The organism is Pseudomonas sp. 37 R 15, assembly GCF_900004865.1.
Classification (GTDB): Bacteria; Pseudomonadota; Gammaproteobacteria; order Pseudomonadales; family Pseudomonadaceae; genus Aquipseudomonas; species Aquipseudomonas fluorescens_AM.
The window spans coordinates 21,830-43,213 of sequence record NZ_CVTV01000013.1 but is presented as its reverse complement, the minus strand read 5'-3'; the positions used below and the strand labels follow the sequence as shown (position 1 = coordinate 43,213).

The window sequence follows — 21,384 nt, the reverse complement described above, 5'->3', positions numbered from 1 at the left end:
TGTGGCGATGGTAGAGCAACTATGGAACAGCATTCCAACGCCTTGAGAGTGATGGTGATCGACGATTCGAAAACGATCCGCCGCACCGCCGAGACGCTGTTGAAGAACACGGGGTGCGAGGTCATCACGGCCATCGACGGTTTCGATGCCCTGGCGCGAATTGTGGATCATCACCCGCACATTATCTTTGTCGACATCATGATGCCGCGCCTGGATGGCTACCAGACCTGTGCCCTGGTGAAGAACAACCCGGCATTCAAGTCGATCCCGGTGATTATGCTGTCCTCCAGGGACGGCCTGTTCGACAAGGCCAAGGGGCGTACCGTGGGGGTCGATCAGTTTTTGACCAAGCCTTTCAGCAAGGAAGAACTGCTGGGTGCGATCAAGGCCTATGTGCCTGCCTTCGCCGCAGTAGAACAAGCACACTGACGCCGCCCCCGAGGGCCGGCGCCGACCAATGTAGTGGGGAAAACCATGGCACGTGTTCTGATCGTCGACGATTCGCCGACCGAAATGTACAAACTGACCGGCATGCTGGAAAAGCACGGCCACCAGGTATTGAAGGCCGAAAATGGCGCGGACGGCGTGGCCCTGGCCCGCCAGGAAAAGCCCGACGCGGTACTGATGGACATCGTGATGCCGGGGCTCAATGGCTTCCAGGCCACGCGCCAGTTGTCCAAGGAGCCGGAAACCAACGGTATCCCGATCATCATCATCACCACCAAGGACCAGGAAACCGACAAGATCTGGGGCGCACGCCAGGGTGCCAAGGATTACCTGACCAAGCCGGTGGACGAAGAAACCCTGATCGCCACGCTGAACAAGGTGCTGGCCGGTTGACGGCACGCCATCATGACCGAGTCGCAAACCGCCTTTGAGCTGCTGCTGGACATCGACCGCCGCTGCCGCCTGCTGGCCGCCGACCTGCCGTCCCAGGAAACCCGCCTGCAACGCTGGAGCGGGATCGGCTTTCGCCTGGGGCAGCACTGGTATGTGGCGCCCATGGGCGAAGTCGCCGAGGTGTTGCATGAGCCGCGCTGCACCCTGATGCCTGGGGTAAAGCCCTGGGTCAAGGGCGTGGCCAACCTGCGCGGGCGTTTGTTGCCGGTGATGGACCTGGGCGGGTTTCTCGGCCAGGAACTGTCCAAGGCGCGCAAGCAGCGGCGGGTGCTGGTGGTGGAATACAACGATCTGTTTGTCGGGTTGCTGGTGGACGAGGTGGTGGGCATGCAACATTTTGCACTCGACGCGTGGATGGCGAATACCGCCTCCGGCGCGCCGTTTATCCAGGGCCAGTTCGATGGCGATCCGCAGTGGCAGGTCTTCAGCCCCTTCGCCCTGGCCCAGGCTCCGGGCTTCATGGATGTGGCCGCATGAGCACCGTAACCACGCCCAAGCCTCAGGCTGCCTCGCGCAGCCGGTCGCAGATCATCGTGCTGTTTATTGCACTGATCGTGTTCATCATGCTGTTGTTCGCCAACTTCGCGTACCTCAACACCCAGTCCACCTACGACAAACAGTACATCGGCCACGCGGGCGAACTGCGGGTGCTGTCCCAGCGCATCGCCAAGAACGCCACCGAAGCCGCCGCCGGCAAGGCGGCCGCGTTCAAGCTGCTGGGCGAGGCGCGCAACGACTTCGCCCAGCGCTGGGGCTACCTGAAAAAAGGCGACCCGCAAACCGGCCTGCCGGCCGCGCCCAGTGCCGTACGCGCTGAGATGCGCGCGGTGCAGACCGACTGGGAAGCCCTGCTGAAAAACACTGACGCCATTTTGGCCAGCGAACAGACCGTACTGTCGTTGCACCAGGTGGCCGCCACCCTCGCCGAAACCGTGCCGCAGTTGCAGATAGAGTCGGAGAAAGTCGTCGACATCCTGCTCCAGCGCGGCGCCCCCGCGAGCCAGGTGGCGCTGGCCCAGCGTCAGTCACTGCTGGCCGAGCGCATCCTGGGGGCGGTCAATACCGTGCTCGCCGGCGACGAAACCGCCGTGCAGGCCGCCGATGCCTTTGGTCGCGACGCCAATCGTTTTGGCGTGGTGCTCAATGGCATGCTCAACGGCAACCCTGGCCTGCGCATCACCCAGGTCGAAGACCCTGACGCCCGCGCGCGGTTAGCGGAGATCGCCGAACTGTTCGAATTCGTCTCGGGTTCCGTGGATGAAATTCTCGAAACCTCGCCGCAGTTGTTTCAGGTACGCGCGTCGGCGAGCAACATTTTCAACCTGTCGCAAACCCTGCTCGATGAAGCCTCGCACCTGGCCACCGGTTTCGAGAACCTGGCCGGCGGGCGCAGCCTGGATACGCTCGGCGGCTATGTGCTGGGGCTGCTGGCGCTGGCCTCGATCATCCTGATCGGCCTGGTGATGGTGCGCGAGACCAACCGCCAGCTGCGCGAAACCGCCGAAAAGAACGAGCGCAATCAGAACGCGATCATGCGCCTGCTGGACGAAATCGAAGACCTGGCCGACGGCGACCTGACCGTCACGGCCTCGGTCACCGAAGATTTCACCGGCACCATTGCCGACTCGATCAACTATTCGGTGGACCAGCTGCGCGACCTGGTGGCCACCATCAACCTCACCGCCGGGCAAGTCGCCGGCGCGGTGCAGGACACCCAGGCCACCGCCATGCACCTGGCCCAGGCCTCGGAGCATCAGGCCCAGCAGATCGCCGAAGCCTCCACCGCAATCAACCAGATGGCCCAGTCCATCGATCAGGTGTCGGCCAACGCCGCCGAGTCCTCGGCGGTGGCGGAGCGTTCGGTGGAGATTGCCAACAAGGGCAATGAGGTGGTGCACAACACCATCCACGGCATGGACAACATCCGCGAACAGATCCAGGACACCGCCAAGCGCATCAAGCGCCTGGGTGAATCGTCCCAGGAGATTGGCGACATCGTCAGCCTGATCGACGACATCGCCGACCAGACCAACATCCTCGCCCTGAACGCGGCTATCCAGGCGAGCATGGCCGGGGATGCCGGGCGCGGTTTTGCGGTGGTGGCCGATGAAGTGCAACGGCTGGCCGAGCGCTCCTCGGCCGCCACCCGGCAGATCGAAACCCTGGTGCGGGCGATCCAGGCCGATACCAACGAAGCCGTCATCTCCATGGAGCAGACCACTACCGAAGTGGTGCGCGGTGCGCGGCTGGCCCAGGACGCCGGAGTGGCGCTGGAAGAGATCGAAGGCGTGTCGAAAACCCTGGCGGCGCTGATCCAGAGCATTTCCAATGCGGCGCAGCAGCAGACCTCATCGGCGGGGCAGATTTCGTTGACGATGAATGTGATTCAGCAGATCACCACGCAGACGTCGTCGGGTTCCACGGCGACTGCCGAAAGCATTGGTAACCTGGCAAAAATGGCCAGTCAGTTGCGCCGGTCGGTGTCGGGTTTTACCCTGCCGGCAGCCAGGCAGACCGATGACTGAAATGCGCTCCAAATGTGGGAGGGGGCTTGCCCCCGATTGCAGTCCAACAGTCAAAAGCTGGTCGCCTGACACACCGCCATCGGGGGCAAGCCCCCTCCACATTGGTTCTCCATTGTTGTGAGAGACCAGCAACCCATGAATTCCAAGCGGAGCAGTTATGGTTGATCGGCACGACTACGTGGCCCTCGAATGGGTCAAGGGCGACATTGCCGAAACCCTGAAACAGGCCCGTTCGGCGCTGGACGCTTACGTTGAAACCGGCGACGCCCTTGATGCGTGCCTGGCCGGTATCCATCAGGTACATGGCGCGCTGCAGATGGTCGAGTTCTACGGCGCGGCCCTGCTGGCTGAAGAGATCGAAGCCCTGGCCCTCGCGCTGCAGGCCGGGCACGTCGGCCAGCGCGACGAAAGCATCCGCCTGCTGCAACAAGCCCTCGGCCAATTGCCGCTGTACCTGGACCGCGTGCACAGCGCCCGTCGCGACCTGCCGCTGGTGGTGTTGCCGCTGCTCAACGACCTGCGCAGCGCCCGCGGTGAAAGCCTGCTGTCGGAGACCAGCCTGTTCAGCCCACAATTGTTGACCATCGCGGCGCTGCCCGATGAGGCACTGACTCAACGCACACCGCCGGACCTTCACCCGCAATTGCGCCAATGGCACGCATTGCTGCAACAAGCCCTGGCCGGCTTGCTGCGCGAGGACCACGGCCCGAGCAACCTGGAAGACATGGCGCGGGTCTTCGCGCGCCTGGAGGCGCTGTGCCAGGGCGCGCCGCTGTTGCCGCTGTGGCAGGTCACCTCGGCGCTGGTCGAAGGCATGCTGACGGGCGTGATCGCCAACAGCCCGGCACTGCGCAGCCTGCTCAAGGCCAGCGGTAAGCAACTCAAGCGCCTGCTGGCGCAGGGCATCGGCGGGATCAACCAGCCGGCGCCGGATGAATTGCTCAAGAGCCTGCTGTTCTACGTCGCCAAAGTCACTCGGCCGACGCCGCGCATGCAAAGTCTCAAGGAACGCTACGGTCTGGATGAGGCCTTGCCCGACAGTGCCGTGGTCGATGCCGAGCGCGCGCGCCTGGCCGAGCCGGACCGCAATGCCATGGGCTCGGTACTCGGCGCATTGTGCGAAGAGCTGGTACGGGTCAAGGAGCGCCTCGATCTGTTCGTGCGCAGCGACCGCCAGCACACCCAGGACCTTGACCCGCTGCTGGCGCCGCTGCGCCAGATCGCCGACACCCTGGCGGTGCTCGGTTTCGGCCAGCCGCGCAAAGTCATCATCGACCAGCTCGCCGTGGTATTGAGCCTGGTCCAGGGGCAGCGCGAACCCAGTGATGCCGTATTGATGGACGTCGCCGGGGCGTTGCTATACGTCGAGGCCACGCTGGCCGGAATGGTCGGTACCGTCGAACCGCAAAGCCGTGAAGACAGCCGTCTGCCGACCACTGACCTGACCCAGATCCACCAATTGGTGATCCGCGAATCCTGCCAGTGCCTGCGCCAGGCCAAGGAGTTGGTGATCGACTGCATCGAGGCCGACTGGGACCGCCAGCGCCTCGAATCCCTGCCTGAGCTGTTGAGCCAGGTGCGCGGCGCACTGGCGATGATTCCACTGCCGCGCGCGGCGAGCCTGATGCGCGGGTGTACCGATTACGTCGATGAGCAGTTGATGGTCAACGACACCGCGCCCGGTGAGGCGCAGTTGGCGCGCTTTGCCGACGTGATCAGCAGCCTTGAATACTACCTGGAACGCATGCTCCAGGACTCCGACGCAGCAGGGGAAAAAGTCCTGGAACTGGCTACTCAGGCCCTGAGTGAGCTGGGCTATCTGCCGCTGGAAAAACCCTGGCGCCAGGCCTTGGCTGCACCCGAGGGGGTCTTGTCCGGCGACACCGCGCCAAGCCAATCCCGGTTCGATGCGCTGGCCAGCCCCACTTCGCGTCTCAACCCGCCAGCCCTGCAACGTCCGGGCAGTCTGCTGCCGCCTCCCCTCGATGAAGCGCCGATTGACGACGAGTTGCGCGAAGTCTTCCTCGAAGAGACCGATGAAGTCCTTCAGGTGCTGCACCGTTATTTGCCCGACTGCGCGGACAAAACCGCCCAGGGCGAAATGCGCCGTGCCTTCCACACCTTGAAAGGCAGCGGTCGCATGGTCCGCGCCCTGGTCGTGGCCGAACTGGCCTGGGCCGTGGAAAACCTGCTCAACCGCGTGCTGGAGCGTAGCGTGGCGATCGGCCCCGATGTGCAGCAGGTGCTGGATGAGGCGGTGGCGCTGCTGCCGGCGCTGATCGCCGACTTCGCCACCGGTCAACAGCGTCAGCGCGATGAGGTCGACGCCCTCGCTGCCCGCGCCCACGCGTTGGCCAGCGGCGCCCAGGAAGCGGCTGTCGAGCCTCACGACCCGATGCTGCTGGAGATTTTCCGCAACGAAGCCCAGAGCCATCTGGACAGCCTCAACCAGTTCCTGCAACAGGCCGCCGAACACGTGCCGCTGCAAGTCAGTGATGAACTGCAACGCGCCCTGCACACCCTAAAGGGCAGCGCCTACATGGCCGGCGTGTTGCCGATGGCTGAACTGGCACGTCCGCTGGACCATCTGACCCGCGAATACAAGGCGCATCGTCTGCCGCTGGACCTGGATGAAGTCGAGCTGTTGCTGGAAGCCGAAGGCGTGTTCCAGCGCGGGCTACGCGAACTGGACAGCAATCCCCTGGCGCCGATCAAGGGCGCGGCGGACTTGATCAAGCGCACCCAAAGCCTGTTGGACCAACAGCTCGAAGCACTGCTCAACGCCCCCAGCACCGGCCTGCACATCAAGCGCGATCCGCACCTGATCACCAACTTCCTGGCCCGGGGCATGGACATCCTGCTTGACGCCGAAAGCCTGCTGCGTCGCTGGCAGCAACACCCCGGCGAGCGCCAGGAACTCACCGCGCTGCTCGACGAACTGACCACCCTGGGCGAGGGCGCGCACCTCGCCGACCTGCACCCTATCGATCAATTGTGCGAAGCCTTGCTCGACCTTTATGGCGCGGTAGAAGAGAGCAGCCTGGCGGTCAGCGAGCGGTTTTTCCATGAGGCCGAGCAGGCCCATGAAGCGTTGATCACCATGCTCGACCAACTGGCAGCCGGGCAGGAAATCAGCCCGGCGCCGGCCCGGGTCCAGGCGCTGCGCGAATTGCTCGATGACGCCCTTGATCCGTCCGCCACCGGCCTGATCAAAAGTCACGGCAGCCGCGCCCCGAGCATCGCCGAGCTGGGCGCCGCGACCGAGCAACTGAGCCGGCACACGGCGATGGACGATGAGATAGTCGACATCTTCCTTGAAGAGGCCGTGGATATCCTCGACAGCGCCGGGCAATCCCTCAAGCGCTGGTTGCTGGAGCCCGATGGCATGGCGCCGTTGTCCTCGTTGCAGCGCGATTTGCACACCCTCAAGGGCGGCGCGCGCATGGCCGAAATCGACGCGGTGGGCGATCTGGCCCAGGAGCTGGAATGCGTCTATGAGGGCCTGGTGGACCGTCGCTACAGTTATTCCACCGAGCTGTCCCAGGCACTGATGGCCAGTCATGAACGCCTGGCCTTGCAACTTGACGAGCTGCACCGGCAGCAACCCTTGAGCGACAGTGTCGAACTGGTCGCCAGGTTGCGCGAACTGCGCCAGAGCAGCGTTTCGGCGGCCCCGGTTGCTGCGCCGCAACCCTGGGGCGCCGACCCCGAGCTGCTGGATATTTTCCTCGAGGAAGCCGCCGATATTCTCGACAGTTCAGGCAGTGCATTGCTGCGCTGGCAGGCCGAGCCCGGCAATCGCCAGGAAGTCGAAACCCTGTTGCGTGACCTGCACACCCTCAAGGGTGGCGCACGCATGGTCGAGATCGGCCCGATTGGCGACCTGGCCCACGAGCTGGAGTTTCTCTACGAGGGGCTGTCCGCCGGGCTGCTGGCGCCGTCGTCCGAACTGTTCGCGCTGTTGCAGGGTTGCCACGACCGGCTGGCGCAGATGATCGATGCAGTGGCGGACGGCTTGCCGGTAGGCTCGGTGGACAAGCTGATCGAGCGCATCAAGAGCCTGGTGCACCCAAGCGAAGAGTCGGTGGTGCCGGTGGCGTTGCCGGCGGCTAAGGCGGAAGCGGTGGTCGATCCGGCTGCCGACATGGTGAAGATCTCCGCCGAACTGCTCGACGATCTGGTCAACCTGGCCGGCGAAACCTCGATCTTCCGTGGCCGTATCGAGCAGCAGGTCAACGATGCGCGCACCGCGCTCACGGAAGTGGAAACCACCATCGAGCGCATGCGCGACCAACTGCGCCGCCTCGACAGCGAAACCCAGAGCGGTCTTTTCAGTCGCCAGCAGGCCGAGGCCGAGCGCCTGGGCTACGAGGAATTCGACCCGCTGGAAATGGATCGCCATTCGCAATTGCAGCAATTGTCCCGCGCGCTGTCCGAATCCGCCTCCGATTTGCTCGACCTCAAGGAAACCCTCGAGCGCCGCAACCAGGACGCCCACGACCTGTTGCAGCAACAGGCGCGCATCAACACCCAATTGCAGGAAGGCCTGATGCGCACGCGCATGGTGCCGTTCGAGCGCATGCTGCCGCGCCTCAAGCGCATCGTGCGCCAGGTGGCCGATGAGCTGGGCAAGGACGTGGATTTCGTGGTCGGCAATGCCGAGGGCGAGATGGATCGCAACGTGCTGGAGCGTATGGCGGCGCCGTTGGAACACATGCTGCGCAACGCCGTCGACCATGGCCTTGAGTCCCGCGAGGTGCGCCTGCAAGCGGGCAAGCCGCAGAGGGGGCGCATCAGCCTGGACCTGACCCACGAAGGCGGCGATATCGTCTTCGACATGCGCGACGACGGCGCTGGTGTGCCCCTTGAAGCCGTACGCCGCAAGGCGATCAAGCGCGGCCTGCTCGACCCCAATCAAGAGATCAGCGACCGCGACGTGCTGCAGTTCATCCTGCAACCGGGATTTTCCACTGCGGAAAAGATCACCCAGATTTCCGGACGCGGCGTGGGCATGGACGTGGTGCATGAGGAAGTGCGCCAACTCGGTGGCTCGATGGTGATCGACTCGATCCCGGGTGTGGGGGTGCATTTCAGGATTCGCCTGCCGTTTACCGTGTCGGTCAATCGCGCCCTGATGGTGCAATGCGCGGACGATCAATATGCGATTGCGCTCAATACCATCGAAGGCCTGGTACGTGTGCTGCCCCATGAATTGGCGGGGCATTACCAGCAGGATCCGCCGCGTTATGAATATGCCGGCCAACGCTACGAACTGTTTTACCTGGGCGACCTGTTGCACACCGTCAGTCGCCCCAAGCTGCTCGGCCAGTACCAGCCGGTGCCGGTGTTGCTGATGCAGTGCAACGAGCGGCATGTGGCGGTGCATGTGGATGCCATGGCGGGGACGCGCGAGATCGTGGTCAAGGGCCTGGGGCCGCAATTTGCCGGGGTGCAGGGCTTGTCCGGCGCGACGATCCTGGGCGATGGGCGCGTGGTGCTGATCATCGACCTGTTGGCGCACATCCGCGCGCGGCCACCGGCCTTGCCGGCGCAGTCGGTGGACACGCCACTGACCCTCAACGACCCGCTGAAAAAGCGTCCGCTGCTGGTGCTGGTGGTGGACGATTCGGTCACCGTGCGCAAAGTCACCAGCCGCCTGCTGGAGCGCAACGGCATGAACGTGCTGACCGCCAAGGACGGCATCGACGCCCTCGCCCTACTTGAAGAACACACCCCGGACCTGATGCTGCTCGACATCGAAATGCCGCGCATGGACGGGTTTGAAGTGGCGATCCAGGTGCGCAACGACGCGCGCCTGATGCGCCTGCCGATCATCATGATCACCTCGCGCACCGGCCAGAAACACCGCGACCGCGCCATGGCCATCGGCGTCAACGACTACCTCGGCAAGCCGTACCAGGAGTCGGTCTTGCTGGAGAGCATCGCTTACTGGAGCAAGTCCCATGCTTGACCACCGCGCGAGCCAACTCACCGGGCTGTTGCTGCCGTTGGCTGACCGTCATCTGATCCTGCCGAATGTCGCGGTGGCCGAACTGATCGACTTCCAACGCGGCGAACCGGCCAGTGATGCACCGCCGTGGTACCTGCGCCAAGTCACCTGGCGGGATCGGCACATACCCTTGATCAGCTTCGAAGCCGTGTGCGGCGAAGCCAGTGTGACCGGCGAACGCTCGCGGATCGTAGTGTTGAACGCCTTGGGCGGGCGGCCGACGCTTAAGTTCATCGCACTGGTAATCCAGGGAATACCGCGCTCGTACAAACTCGACAGCGAATTGAGCTACGTGGACGTCCCGCTGTGCCCGCTGGAACTGGCGGCGGTGCAAGTGGGAGAACATGTGGCAAAGGTGCCGGACCTGATGGGGCTTGAAGCGCTGCTGGCCGAATCCGGCCTGGCCTGAGCCTGAGCCCTATGAAGATCCACTGTGGGAGGGGGCTTGCCCCCGATGACAGAGTGTCAGTTGATAAAACTCTGGCTGACCCACTGCCATCGGGGGCAAGCCCCCTCCCACATTAAAGTATCGGTGTTTGACAGACTGCGGGTGGCCTTCGGATTTTTCCTGCAAGATTTTGGGCCGTGCATGAACTTCTCAGGCGCTACTGAGCAAATGTGGGAGGAGGCTTGCCCCCGATAGCGGTGTATCAGCCAGAAATGTGTTAGCTGACCCACTGCTATCGGGGGTAAGCCCCTCCCACTTTCTCCATTCTCAATCAATCCGCGCAAATCGCTCAATCACCGGCTGCTCCCGATGCTCGGCCTGACATAAGTCGTAGGCACTTTGCATCGACAACCATAAATGGGCGGTATGTCGGAATAGGATGGAGTTGCTGTAGGCGAGTTCTGATTTGGATTAGGCGGGTGTTCAGGCCGGAGTGGAGTGGTTAGTTTCTGCGTTCCTCACTGCCAGCAAGGATCCGCAAATGGCTGTACTGTTAATGCCGCCGGATTTTGAATCATGGTGCGGCGGTGAGCCTTTTGGTGATGACCCTCGGGACTAATATTATTGGATAAGAAGAGGTATTGAATATGCCATTTCGCAAGGCCACTGAGCGCCTCATGCCTGTTCTGCGTAATTGTCTGCTTGTGGTCTGCCTGATTTATATCGGCGGCAGTTGGATCCTGTCGCCTGGCACACCGGATCTGGATGAAGTGGTGTTGAAGCATTCCCTGGGCAACGGTATGTCGATCTATGGTGCGCGAGATAGCCAAGGTGGCGCGACGGTGGGGTTTTCCTACAGGTATTACGTGCATAAGGATTTGGGAAGTGATCAGGAAATACTCAGCGCATTAGTGTCTGCACCTCCTTTTCTCAAAACAAAAGAGCCGGATGTCCAAGTCAATAATGACGGGGGGGCCCTGCAGCTGGTTATTCAGGGAAGAGTCTATGAGTACCACAGTTATGCACTGGAAGGCCTGGGGAAGGTCAAGGTGATGATGGTGTTGTGATGAGCTGGCTCTCGGACTTTTCCTGCAAGATTTTGGGCCGTGCATGAACTTGTGATGAGAGGCCCGCGCGCCTGGCCTTCGATCTGGACACCTCCCAGCGCGCCATCATGCTCGGGATTCAGCAAATGGCAGAGTTGGGGCAATTGTTGGTCGATAGAGCATTGGAGCAAGTCAGCCCGTCCCCAGCTTCTTGAAACGGTCCCAATCAGGGACTGATCGTTCCCTTTCTGGGACCGCTATCTAGCAGGCGCTACGGATCAAATGTGGGAGGGGGCTTGCCCCCGATAGCGGTGTATCAGCCACCTATTTATCAGCTGACCCACCGCCATCGGGGGCAAGCCCCCTCCCACATTTTGGTCTTCGTTACTCCAGGCGTAACGGTTTGCTGCCCAGCTTGATTGATGGCCCCAAGAATCACTCCTAAGGTAAAGCCCCACGACAGCAACCCCCCCGTGGAGCAACCATGACAACAACCATCACCCCCGACTCGCGCTGGACGCGGCGGCGCGACGAGAAGCAGCGGCGGCTCGGGCTGGTCAAACAGTTTGCAGACGGGGCGGTGCTGCCCGGCGACAAGATCGTCGAGGCCCTTGAAGCGCTGATCCTCCCCGGCGACCGCGTAGTGCTGGAAGGCAACAACCAGAAGCAGGCCGACTTCCTCTCGCGTTCCCTGGCCAAGGCCGACCCCGCAAAGCTCCACGATTTGCACATGATCATGCCCAGTGTCGGGCGTTCCGAGCACCTGGACCTGTTTGAAAAAGGCATCGCGCGCAAGCTGGATTTCTCCTTCGCCGGCACCCAATCCCTGCGCATCAGCCAGTTGCTGGAAGACGGCCTGCTGGAAATCGGCGCGATCCATACCTACATCGAACTCTATGCGCGCCTGGTGGTGGACCTGATTCCCAACGTGGTGCTTTCGGCCGGCTTTATGGCCGACCGCGCCGGCAACATTTACACCGGCGCCAGCACCGAAGACACCCCCGCGCTGATCGAACCGGCTGCCTTCAGCGATGGCATCGTGATTGTGCAGGTCAACCAGTTGGTGGACGACGTCACCGACTTGCCGCGCGTGGACATCCCCGCCAGCTGGGTGGATTTCGTGGTGGTGGCCGACAAGCCGTTCTACATCGAGCCGCTGTTCACCCGTGACCCACGTCATATCAAGCCGGTACACGTGCTGATGGCGATGATGGCGATCCGTGGCATCTACGAAAAACACAATGTGCAGTCGCTCAACCACGGCATCGGCTTCAACACCGCCGCCATCGAACTGATCCTGCCCACTTACGGCGAATCCCTGGGCCTGAAGGGCAAGATCTGCCGCAACTGGACCCTCAACCCGCACCCCACGCTGATCCCGGCGATTGAAAGCGGCTGGGTGCAAAGCGTGCATTGCTTCGGCACTGAACTGGGCATGGAAAACTACATCGCCGCACGCCCGGATGTGTTCTTCACCGGCCGCGACGGTTCCATGCGCTCCAACCGCATGTTCTGCCAACTCGCCGGCCAGTACGCGGTGGACCTGTTTATCGGTGCCACCCTGCAAGTGGACGGTGACGGGCATTCCAGCACCGTGACCCGTGGCCGCCTCGCCGGCTTTGGCGGCGCGCCGAACATGGGCCACGACCCACGCGGTCGCCGCCACGGCACACCGGCCTGGCTGGACATGCGCCACGACGACGCGCCGGAAGCCTTGCTTGAGCGCGGCAAAAAACTCGTCGTGCAAATGGTCGAGACCTTCCAGGAAGGCGGCAAACCCACCTTCGTCGACACCCTCGACGCGGTGGAAGTGGCGCGTAAAAGCGGCATGCCCCTGGCGCCGATCATGATCTACGGCGACGACGTCACCCACCTGCTCACCGAAGAAGGCATCGCCTACCTGTACAAGGCGCGTTCCCTGGAAGAACGCCAGGCAATGATCGCTGCCGTCGCCGGGGTCACTGCCATCGGTATGCGCCACAACCCCAAGGACACCGCCCGCATGCGCCGCGAAGGCTTGATTGCGCTGCCCGAAGACCTTGGCATTCGTCGCACCGACGCCACCCGCGAGCTGTTGGCCGCCAAGAGCGTGGCCGACCTGGTGGACTGGTCCGGCGGCCTGTACAACCCACCCGCCAAATTCAGGAGTTGGTAGATGCGCGCCCTCAAACTGCATGAAGTGAGCCTGGCCGATCGCCTGGCGGATATGGCGGTCGATGCGCTGATCGATGAAGCGGATTTGTCGCCCAAACCTGCCCTGGTAGACCGGCGAGGCAACGGCGCTCACACCGATTTGCACCTGGGCTTGATGCACGCCTCGGCGCTGTCGCTGTGGCCGATGTTCAAGGAAATGGCCGAGGCCGCGCTTGAAATCGGCGAAATCGGCCTGCCTCTGCGCGAAGCCCTCGGCCGTATTGGCCGCGAAGGCGAGCAAGCGATGCTCATTACCACCAATGGCGTAAATACTCATCGCGGCGCGATCTGGGCACTCGGTCTGCTCACCGCCGCAGCGGCCCTGGACCCTGGCGCCGTTACGCTGAACGCGGCCAGATTAGCCTTGCTCAACGACCGACATGCGCCACAAACCCTGAGCCACGGCGTCCTGGTCGCTCAACGTTACGGCGCTCGCGGTGCCCGTGAAGAAGCGCAATTGGGCTTCCCCGCGGTGACGCAACGTGGCCTGCCGCAATTGCACAAGAGCCGCCGGCAAAACGCCGGAGAACAGAACGCACGCCTGGACGCCTTGCTCGCGATCATGACCGAACTGGCCGACACCTGCGTGCTCTACCGCGCCGGCTACGAAGGCCTGACCACCCTGCAACAGGGCGCCCAGGCCGTGCTCGACGCCGGCGGCAGTGCAACCCTGGCCGGCCGCCGCCAACTGCACGCGCTGGACCAACAACTGCTGGCCCTGAATGCCTCCCCCGGCGGTGCCGCCGACCTGTTGGCCGCCTGCCTGTTTATCGACCGCCTCGACGGAGCGTTGTGATGCAAACCCTATCCTTTGAATTCCCCGCCGGGCAGCCGCCAAAAGGCCGTGCGCTGGTGGGGTGCGTCGGCTCCGGCGACCTTGAAGTGCTGCTGGAACCGGGCACCGCCGGCACGCTGACCATCCAGGTACAAACCTCGGTCAATGGCGCCGAGCAACGTTGGCAGCACCTGTTCGAACGCATCTTCCAGGAACAGACGCCACCGGCCTTGAACATTGATATCCACGATTTCGGCGCCACGCCCGGCGTGGTGCGTTTGCGCCTGGAGCAAGGCTTCGAGGAGATCGGCCATGACTGATTGGCTCAACAAACACAGCTTCGTTGAACTCGGTGCTCGGCAGCGCGCCAAGGCGTTGCTGGATGTCGGCACCTTTCGCGAGCTGATCGACCCATTTCAACGTGTCATGTCGCCGTGGCTCAGCCGCCAGGGCGTCGTGCCCCAGGCGGATGACGGGGTGGTCATCGCCAAAGGCAGCGTTGCCGGTCTGCCGGTGGTGATTGCCGCTATCGAAGGTAACTTCCAGGGCGGCAGCCTCGGTGAAGTCGGCGGCGCGAAGATCGCCGGAGCGCTGGAACTGGCCGCTGAAGATAACCGCAACGGCATCCCGACCCGCGCCGTGCTGCTGCTGGAAACCGGTGGCGTACGCTTGCAGGAGGCCAACCTCGGCCTGGCCGCCATTGCCGATATTCACGCGGCGATTGTCGATCTGCGCCAGTACCAGCCGGTGATCGGCGTGGTGGCGGGGAGTGTGGGGTGCTTCGGCGGCATGTCCATTGCCGCAGGGTTGTGCAGCTATCTGGTGGTCACCCGTGAAGCGCGCCTGGGCTTGAACGGCCCGCAGGTGATCGAACAGGAAGCCGGGTTGGACGAATACGACTCCCGCGACCGTCCGTTTATCTGGAGCCTTACGGGTGGCGAACAGCGCTTCAACAGTGGTTTGGCCGACCGTTATGTGGCCGACGATGTGGTGCATATCCAGCAGACCGTCAGCGCGCTGTTGCAGCAAGGCGCGCCCGAACAACAACGTAGCCGCCGCGCTGATTTTTATCTGGCGCGCCTGGCCGAGCTGGACGCTACGCCGCAGATCGACCCGGCGACGGTGCGCGCGCTGTATCAGGGAGAACGCTCATGAGAGGTTTGCAGTGGTTTAACGCGCTGAGCACCGGTGCGACGCCGGTACAAGGGCTGCCCGACTCGCTCCAGGTCGCCGATGGCCAATTGAACGGCCAGAGCGTGCGCTTTCTCGCGGTGGTCACCGACCCGAACAACCGCTTTGCGCGCGCACGCAATGGCGAAGTCGGCTTGCTGGAAGGTTGGGGGCTCGCCAAGGCCGTCGATGACGCTATCGCCAGGGGCGACAAACGCCCGCTGATCGCTATCGTCGACGTGCCCAGCCAAGCCTATGGCCGCCGTGAAGAAGCCCTCGGCATCCATCAAGCCCTGGCCGCCGCCGCCGACAGCTACGCCCGCGCCCGTCTGGCCGGGCACCCGGTGATTGCGCTGCTGGTGGGCAAGGCCATGTCCGGCGCGTTCCTCGCCCACGGTTACCAGGCCAATCGCCTGATTGCCCTGCGCGACCCCGGCGTGATGGTGCATGCCATGGGCAAGGCCTCGGCGGCGCGGGTCACCCTGCGCAGCGTCGAAGAGCTTGAAGCCCTGGCCGCCAGCGTGCCGCCGATGGCGTATGACATCGCCAGCTATGCCAGCCTTGGGTTGCTGTGGGAGACGTTGACGGTCAGCCAGATTGAACAGCCAACGGCGGACGATGTGGCACGGGTCAGCGATTGCCTGGTGAATGCGATCAAGGATATCGATAGCGCCGATCTGAGCGGGCGCCTGGGGGCGTCCAATCGTGCGGCGTCCAGCCACGTGCGCCAGTTGCTGCGGGAGCAATGGTGAACGCCCACGACCTGCTCTGGGGCATGACCCCGGCGCATCTGCGCGCCGATGCGCCCGGCTGGGTGGTGGATGCGCTCAGCGCCGGCCACCCGGTGGTGGTGCGCCGCGCCATCGTCGAGCCGGGCCATGTGGCGGTCGGTGTGCGGGGGCGTTTGCGTGAGCAGCGCTTTGCCGCGCAGATGCCCATTGCTGCGGTACAACGGCGTGTGGCCCCCGAAGCTTTGCGGGACGCGACCTCGCCACGGGATTTGCCGGCGCTGCGGGCACTCGATCAACTGCGGCCGTTGTTGGCGCATAACGACTGGGGCGTCAGCGGCAGTGCCGGCTTCGAATTGGCCAGCGGCATCGAAGCGTTGCATGCCGCGAGCGATCTGGATTTGATCCTGCGCACCCCCGAGCCGCTTGAGCGTCAGCAGGCGCACGCGCTATTGGCGATGCTCGATAGCGCACCGTGCACCGTCGACCTGCAACTGCAAACCCCCGTCGGCGCTGTCGCCTTGCGTGAATGGGCGGGCGCTTCCCGCCGAGTGCTGCTGAAAACGGCCAACGGGGCGCACCTTGTCGTCGACCCCTGGCAGGCGGTGGCATGAGCAGCCTGTTGGTATTTCCGGGGCAGGGCGCCCAGCGAGTCGGCATGCTCCAGTCGCTGCCCGTCGAGGTCCTTGACGAGGCCAGCGCTGCCCTGGGTGAAGACGTGCGCCGGCTCGATTCGGCACAGGCCCTTGAGTTGACGCGCGCCGTTCAGCTCTGCCTGTTGATCGCTGGCGTGGCGCATGCGCGTCTGTTGCAGCACACACCGGACTACGTCGCGGGCCTGTCCGTCGGCGCCTATCCCGCCGCTGTCATCGCCGGCGCATTGGACTTTGCCGATGCAATCAAACTTGTCAGTCTGCGCGGCGAACTGATGCAAAGCGCTTATCCACAAGGCTACGGAATGACCGCGATCATCGGCCCGCAGTTAGCCACCGTCGAAACATTGCTCGCCGAAATCCACAGCCCGCAGACCCCGGTGTACCTGGCCAATATCAATGCCGATAACCAGACGGTCATTGCCGGCAGCGACGCGGCGATGAAGCGTGTCGCCGAACGCATCAAGGGCAACGGCATCGCCAAGCGCCTGGCCGTCAGCGTACCGTCCCACTGCGCCTTGCTGGACGCACCGGCCAAGGTCCTCGCCCAGGCCTTCGTCCCGCTCAAGGCGCCGCGCGTCACCTACCTGAGCAGCACGCGCGCGCGGCCCATTCACAACCCCCTGCACCTGCGCGATGACCTGGCCTTCAACATGTGCCGCGTCGTCGACTGGCGCGGCACCGTGCAAAGCGCCTACGAGCGCGGCGTGCGCCTGCAGATCGAACTGCCACCGGGCGCGGTGCTCACCGGCCTGTCACGCCGCGTCTTCGAACAAGGCACGGTGATCGCCTGCGAAGGCGCACGCCTGGATACCTTGCAGGCGCTGCTGCAAGAGGAGGAGCGCCGCCACCGATAAAGCACGACCCAAGGCTTTCGAAGCACAACAACAAAAATTTCGATCGAGCACTTTGAGGACAACAACAATGATTATTTACGGTGTGGCATTGCTGGCGATCTGCACGCTCGCGGGCGTGATCATGGGCGATATGCTCGGCGTGTTGCTGGGCGTCAAATCCAATGTGGGCGGCGTGGGCATCGCGATGATCCTGCTGATCTGCGCGCGGTTGTGGATGCAAAAGCACGGCGGCATGACCAAGGATTGCGAGATGGGCGTGGGTTTCTGGGGCGCCATGTACATCCCCGTGGTCGTGGCGATGGCCGCGCAACAGAACGTGGTCACCGCATTGCACGGCGGCCCGGTTGCGGTGCTGGCGGCCATCGGTTCGGTGGTGGTGTGTGGTTGCACCATTGCCCTGATCAGCCGCACGCACAAGGGTGAGCCTTTGCCGCCCGAAGAGCCGCTGATCCTCGCTGCAGGAGGTCGCTGATATGTGGGACCTCATCGAAAAAGGTTTGGAACACAACGGGCTGGTCACCGCGTTCGCCTTTGTGGGCGTGGTGATGTGGATTTCGGTGGTGCTGTCCAAGCGCCTGACGTTCGGGCGCATCCATGGCTCGGCGATTGCCATCGTCATCGGTCTGGTGCTGGCCTGGGTCGGCGGCACGCTCACGGGCGGGCAGAAGGGCCTGGCGGACCTGGCACTGTTCTCCGGTATCGGCCTGATGGGCGGCGCGATGTTGCGGGATTTCGCCATCGTCGCCACGGCGTTTGAAGTGCAGGCCACCGAGGCGCGCAAAGCCGGCATGATCGGCGTGATTGCCCTGCTGCTGGGTACGATCCTGCCGTTCATCGTCGGTGCGAGCATGGCCTGGGCCTTCGGCTATCGCGATGCGATCAGCATGACCACCATCGGGGCGGGCGCGGTGACTTACATCGTCGGCCCGGTGACCGGTGCGGCGATTGGCGCGACCTCGGATGTGATGGCGCTGTCGATTGCCACCGGGTTGATCAAGGCGATTCTGGTGATGGTCGGCACGCCGGTGGCGGCGCGCTGGATGGGTTTGGACAACCCGCGCTCGGCGATGGTGTTCGGGGGCTTGGCCGGCACCGTGAGCGGAGTAACGGCGGGGCTGGCGGCGACGGATCGGCGGTTGGTGCCGTATGGCGCGCTGACGGCGACGTTTCATACCGGGTTGGGCTGCCTGCTTGGGCCTTCGTTGCTGTACTTCATCGTGCGGGGATTGGTCGGGTAGTTTTGGAGGCGGCGGTGTTTGGTCGGGCGCCATCGGGGGCAAGCCCCCTCCCACATGTTGACCGCATTCTCATGTTGGAACGCGGTCAAGCGTGGGAGGGGGCTTGCCCCCGATAGCGGTCTCAGGCCTGGCGATTGGCATACATCCGACACTCCGCCAACAGCGCCAGCAAATTCGGATCGCGCTCCTTGGCCTTCAGGAACACCACGCCGATATGCTGCTGCAACCGATACCTGGGCTGCAGTGGTATCAGCTTCACGCGGTTTTCGTACACCGCCGCGATCCTGCCCGGCAACAGCGCATAACCCACCCCCGAGCTGACCATGCTCAGCAGCGTGAAGATGTCGTTGACCTGCATCGCCACCTTCGGCTCGAACCCCGCCTGCTTGAATACCCGGTTGCCGTCCTGGTGGGTGGCGAAGCCCTGGGTGAGGGTGATGAAGGTGGCATCGCGCACGTCGGCCAGGTCGATTTGCCGCTCACGGTCGAACGGGGAATCGGCCGGGGTAGCGAGGAAGATGTCGTCGCAAAACAGTGCGATCTGCTCACAGTCCGGGTCGTTGGCGTGCTCGTCGAGGGAGATGAGGATCGCGTCCACTTCCATGTTCTTGAGCTTGTAGAGCAGGTCGAAATTGGAACCCAGGATCAGGTCGATATTCAGTTCGCTGCGGCGGATTTTCAGGCCCATGATCAGTTGCGGGACGGTCTTGACCGTCAGCGAATACAGCGAGCCCAGCTTGAAACGTTCGGCGGAGAAACCGGCGGCTTCGCGGGTGAGGCGCACGCTGTCGACCACGTCGGCCACCAGCTTCTGCGCGCGCTCTTCAAGTACATAGGCGCTTTCCAGCGGCGTCAGGTTGCGGCCCTCGTGTTTGAACAGCGGGCAGCGCAGGGCATTTTCCAGCGAATGAATGGCGCGGTGCACGCTGACGTTGCTGGTCTGCAACTCGGCGGCAGCGCGGGCCAGGTTGCCGGTGCGCATGAACGCCAGGAAGATTTCCAGCTTTTTGAGGGTGAATTCTTCGTCGATCAACATGGCCGTGGCTCTGGTTCGCATGACCTCGATTGTGCCCGCAAAACGGCGCGGCGTCGTCGGAACGTCATAACGCGCTTGCACTCTGATGCGCAAGGCAGGACGCTTGTCCGCATGTGCTTGGGGTTACAGGAGGTCGGTGACAGATGTACCACGGAGAACGATTCAACGCCTGGAGCCATTTGCTCGGTGCCGTTGCGGCGTGCATTGGCGCCGTGTGGATGCTGGTGGTGGCGAGCCTGGATGGGAGCCCCTGGAAGATCGTCAGCGTGGCGATTTACGGCTTTACGCTGATCGTGCTGTACAGCGCCTCGACGGTGTATCACAGCGTGCGGGGGCGGCGAAAAGAGATCATGCAGAAGGTCGATCACTTTTCGATCTACCTGTTGATCGCCGGCAGCTATACCCCGTTTTGCCTGGTGACGCTGCACGGGCCGTGGGGCTGGACGCTGTTCGGGATTGTGTGGGGGCTGGCGGTGATCGGCATTTTGCAGGAGATCAAGCCGCGTTCCGAGGCGCGCATTCTGTCGATCGTGATTTATGCGGTGATGGGCTGGATCGTGCTGGTGGCGGTCAAGCCGCTGCTCGCCGCGTTGGGCACGGCGGGGTTTATCTGGCTGGCGTCGGGCGGGGTGCTGTACACCGTGGGCATTATCTTTTTTGCCCTGGAGGACCGCCTGCGCCATTCCCATGGGATCTGGCACTTGTTTGTGATCGGCGGCAGCCTGCTGCATTTTGTGGCGATCATGCATTACGTGCTTTGAGTGTGGGAGGGGGCTTGCTCCCGATGGCGGGAAGTCAGTCGATGCAGGTGCTGGCTGATCTATCGCTATCGGGGGCAAGCCCCCTCCCACACTGGATCTGCGGTGTTGTTAGAGACGTGCCAATAGTTCACAGGCGCGACTGCCGAAAATCTCCAGCAGCTTGGCCAGCATATGCGGTGGTGGCTCATTGGCGCGGGTCAGGGCGTAGAGGGTGATGGGCAGCGGTGGGGTGAGCGTGCGGATCTGGGTGGTGGCGGTTGAGGCACCCAGCGCGGTGAACGGATCGATCACGGTCAGACCGGCGCCGGACTCGACCATCGCACGTGCCAGGGAATAGGTTTGCACCGAGATCGTCACCCGTGGCGGCGGGTCGATATTTTCCAGGTGACTGCCCAGCTTCGCTGCCAGCGGGTCGGCGCTGGACAGGCCGATCAACGGCGCTCCGGCCAGCTCGGCCAACGGCAGGGGCTGATAGCGTTCGGCTTCCGGCCAATAACCCTCGGACGCCAACGCCACCAGCACGCCGTTGGCCAGCACTTGGGTCGTGAGCCCCGGATGGCCGGAGAAGTTGAGCGTCAGCGCGAGGTCGATCTCGCGCATCAACAGCTTCTGCACCAGTTCGCGGCTATGGTCGCTGGACAGCTCGCAGGCCATGTCCGGGTAATCGCGCTTCCATTCCAGGATTGACGGCGGCAGCAGCGACAGCGCCAACGCCGGGATCGCACCGATACGGATGCTCTGCCCAGGTTCGCGGCGCAGGCTGTTAGCCAGGCGCCGCACGCCTTGCAGGCTTGCGGTGACTTTCTCGACTTCGCTTTCCAGCGCCAGGGCTTCCGGCGTGGGCTGCAATTTGCCGCGTACCCGCAGGAACAGTGCAAAGCCCAACTGCAGTTCGGCGTGCTGCAACACCTTGGTCACCGCCGGTTGCGAGACATGCAGCAACTGCGCGGCGGCGCTGATGGAGCCCGTCTGGCGGATGGCCTGGAAGATTTCGATATGACGCAAGCGCATGGCGAGTCCATAACCTTTGTTTATAGGTGACCCATCTTTATTCATTGTCGGTGAGCTGTCACCTGCCTCTACGCTTGAGCTTTCTTGAATCAA

General features: G+C 63.3%; 19 protein-coding genes and 2 pseudogenes. 18 read left to right on the top strand and 3 right to left on the bottom strand.

The annotated features are described in order from the left end of the window. Positions 1-21 precede the first annotated feature (21 nt). The 6 genes from pilG (at position 22) to BFQ04_RS03265 (ending at position 9,844) form a co-directional block, all read left to right on the top strand. Positions 22-429 (top strand): twitching motility response regulator PilG, encoded by a 408-nt coding sequence (gene pilG, locus BFQ04_RS03290; protein ID WP_065949574.1) that lies wholly within the window; start codon positions 22-24, stop codon positions 427-429. Between the two features lie 45 nt (positions 430-474). Then, positions 475-840 (top strand): twitching motility response regulator PilH, encoded by a 366-nt coding sequence (pilH, locus tag BFQ04_RS03285; protein WP_014720320.1) that lies wholly within the window; start codon positions 475-477, stop codon positions 838-840. 12 nt (positions 841-852) lie between these two features. Then, positions 853-1,377, top strand: coding sequence for a chemotaxis protein CheW (locus BFQ04_RS03280; protein ID WP_065949573.1), 525 nt, complete (start codon positions 853-855; stop codon positions 1,375-1,377). Further along, positions 1,374-3,425, top strand: a complete 2,052-nt coding sequence (locus tag BFQ04_RS03275; protein WP_065949572.1) for a methyl-accepting chemotaxis protein — start codon at positions 1,374-1,376, stop codon at positions 3,423-3,425. The genes BFQ04_RS03280 and BFQ04_RS03275 overlap by 4 nt, the downstream gene beginning before the upstream one ends. A 157-nt stretch (positions 3,426-3,582) precedes the next feature. After that, positions 3,583-9,396 (top strand): Hpt domain-containing protein, encoded by a 5,814-nt coding sequence (locus tag BFQ04_RS03270; protein WP_065949571.1) that lies wholly within the window; start codon positions 3,583-3,585, stop codon positions 9,394-9,396. Further along, positions 9,389-9,844, top strand: a complete 456-nt coding sequence (locus BFQ04_RS03265) for a chemotaxis protein CheW (protein WP_065885365.1) — start codon at positions 9,389-9,391, stop codon at positions 9,842-9,844. The genes BFQ04_RS03270 and BFQ04_RS03265 overlap by 8 nt, the downstream gene beginning before the upstream one ends. Before the next feature lie 306 nt (positions 9,845-10,150). Here the strand turns inward: BFQ04_RS03265 and BFQ04_RS29890 are convergent. After that, positions 10,151-10,246 (bottom strand): annotated as a pseudogene (locus BFQ04_RS29890) (addiction module antidote protein, HigA family); the annotation flags it as partial. 224 nt (positions 10,247-10,470) lie between these two features. Between BFQ04_RS29890 and BFQ04_RS03260 the strand changes: the two are divergent. From BFQ04_RS03260 to madM, 11 genes and pseudogenes are all read left to right on the top strand, one after another. Further along, positions 10,471-10,890 carry a hypothetical protein gene (locus BFQ04_RS03260; protein ID WP_065949570.1) on the top strand — a complete coding sequence of 140 codons (420 nt, stop codon included), beginning with the start codon at positions 10,471-10,473 and terminating at the stop codon, positions 10,888-10,890. A gap of 71 nt (positions 10,891-10,961) precedes the next feature. Beyond that, a pseudogene (locus BFQ04_RS30275) lies at positions 10,962-11,084 on the top strand (DUF6124 family protein); the annotation flags it as partial. 269 nt (positions 11,085-11,353) lie between these two features. Next, positions 11,354-13,024 (top strand): malonate decarboxylase subunit alpha, encoded by a 1,671-nt coding sequence (mdcA, locus tag BFQ04_RS03255; RefSeq protein ID WP_065949569.1) that lies wholly within the window; start codon positions 11,354-11,356, stop codon positions 13,022-13,024. Continuing rightward, positions 13,025-13,858, top strand: coding sequence for a triphosphoribosyl-dephospho-CoA synthase (locus tag BFQ04_RS03250; protein WP_065949568.1), 834 nt, complete (start codon positions 13,025-13,027; stop codon positions 13,856-13,858). After that, positions 13,858-14,157: a malonate decarboxylase subunit delta gene (locus BFQ04_RS03245; RefSeq protein ID WP_065949567.1), complete on the top strand. Its 300-nt coding sequence runs from the start codon at positions 13,858-13,860 to the stop codon at positions 14,155-14,157. Before BFQ04_RS03250 ends, BFQ04_RS03245 begins: the two co-directional genes overlap by 1 nt. Further along, on the top strand, positions 14,150-14,992 hold the full coding sequence (locus tag BFQ04_RS03240) for a biotin-independent malonate decarboxylase subunit beta (RefSeq protein WP_065949566.1): 843 nt from the start codon (positions 14,150-14,152) through the stop codon (positions 14,990-14,992). The genes BFQ04_RS03245 and BFQ04_RS03240 overlap by 8 nt, the downstream gene beginning before the upstream one ends. Further along, positions 14,989-15,759 (top strand): biotin-independent malonate decarboxylase subunit gamma, encoded by a 771-nt coding sequence (gene mdcE / locus BFQ04_RS03235; RefSeq protein WP_065949565.1) that lies wholly within the window; start codon positions 14,989-14,991, stop codon positions 15,757-15,759. Before BFQ04_RS03240 ends, mdcE begins: the two co-directional genes overlap by 4 nt. After that, positions 15,753-16,349 carry a malonate decarboxylase holo-ACP synthase gene (locus BFQ04_RS03230; protein ID WP_065949564.1) on the top strand — a complete coding sequence of 199 codons (597 nt, stop codon included), beginning with the start codon at positions 15,753-15,755 and terminating at the stop codon, positions 16,347-16,349. The genes mdcE and BFQ04_RS03230 overlap by 7 nt, the downstream gene beginning before the upstream one ends. Next, on the top strand, positions 16,346-17,245 hold the full coding sequence (gene mdcH / locus BFQ04_RS03225) for a malonate decarboxylase subunit epsilon (RefSeq protein WP_065949563.1): 900 nt from the start codon (positions 16,346-16,348) through the stop codon (positions 17,243-17,245). The genes BFQ04_RS03230 and mdcH overlap by 4 nt, the downstream gene beginning before the upstream one ends. Positions 17,246-17,312: 67 nt before the next feature. Next, on the top strand, positions 17,313-17,717 hold the full coding sequence (gene madL, locus BFQ04_RS03220; protein WP_065949562.1) for a malonate transporter subunit MadL: 405 nt from the start codon (positions 17,313-17,315) through the stop codon (positions 17,715-17,717). Between the two features lies 1 nt (position 17,718). After that, positions 17,719-18,483, top strand: coding sequence for a malonate transporter subunit MadM (gene madM / locus BFQ04_RS03215; RefSeq protein ID WP_065949561.1), 765 nt, complete (start codon positions 17,719-17,721; stop codon positions 18,481-18,483). A 121-nt stretch (positions 18,484-18,604) separates the two neighbouring features. Here the strand turns inward: madM and BFQ04_RS03210 are convergent, their stop codons facing one another. After that, positions 18,605-19,519, bottom strand: coding sequence for a LysR family transcriptional regulator (locus BFQ04_RS03210; RefSeq protein WP_065949560.1), 915 nt, complete (start codon positions 19,517-19,519; stop codon positions 18,605-18,607). A 143-nt stretch (positions 19,520-19,662) separates the two neighbouring features. Between BFQ04_RS03210 and BFQ04_RS03205 the strand changes: the two genes are divergently transcribed. After that, positions 19,663-20,280 carry a PAQR family membrane homeostasis protein TrhA gene (locus tag BFQ04_RS03205; RefSeq protein WP_065885378.1) on the top strand — a complete coding sequence of 206 codons (618 nt, stop codon included), beginning with the start codon at positions 19,663-19,665 and terminating at the stop codon, positions 20,278-20,280. A gap of 108 nt (positions 20,281-20,388) precedes the next feature. Here BFQ04_RS03205 and BFQ04_RS03200 read toward each other — a convergent pair whose 3' ends face one another. Beyond that, a complete protein-coding gene (locus BFQ04_RS03200) occupies positions 20,389-21,291 on the bottom strand; it encodes a LysR family transcriptional regulator (RefSeq protein WP_065949559.1) in 903 nt (300 codons plus the stop codon). Positions 21,292-21,384: the final 93 nt, after the last annotated feature.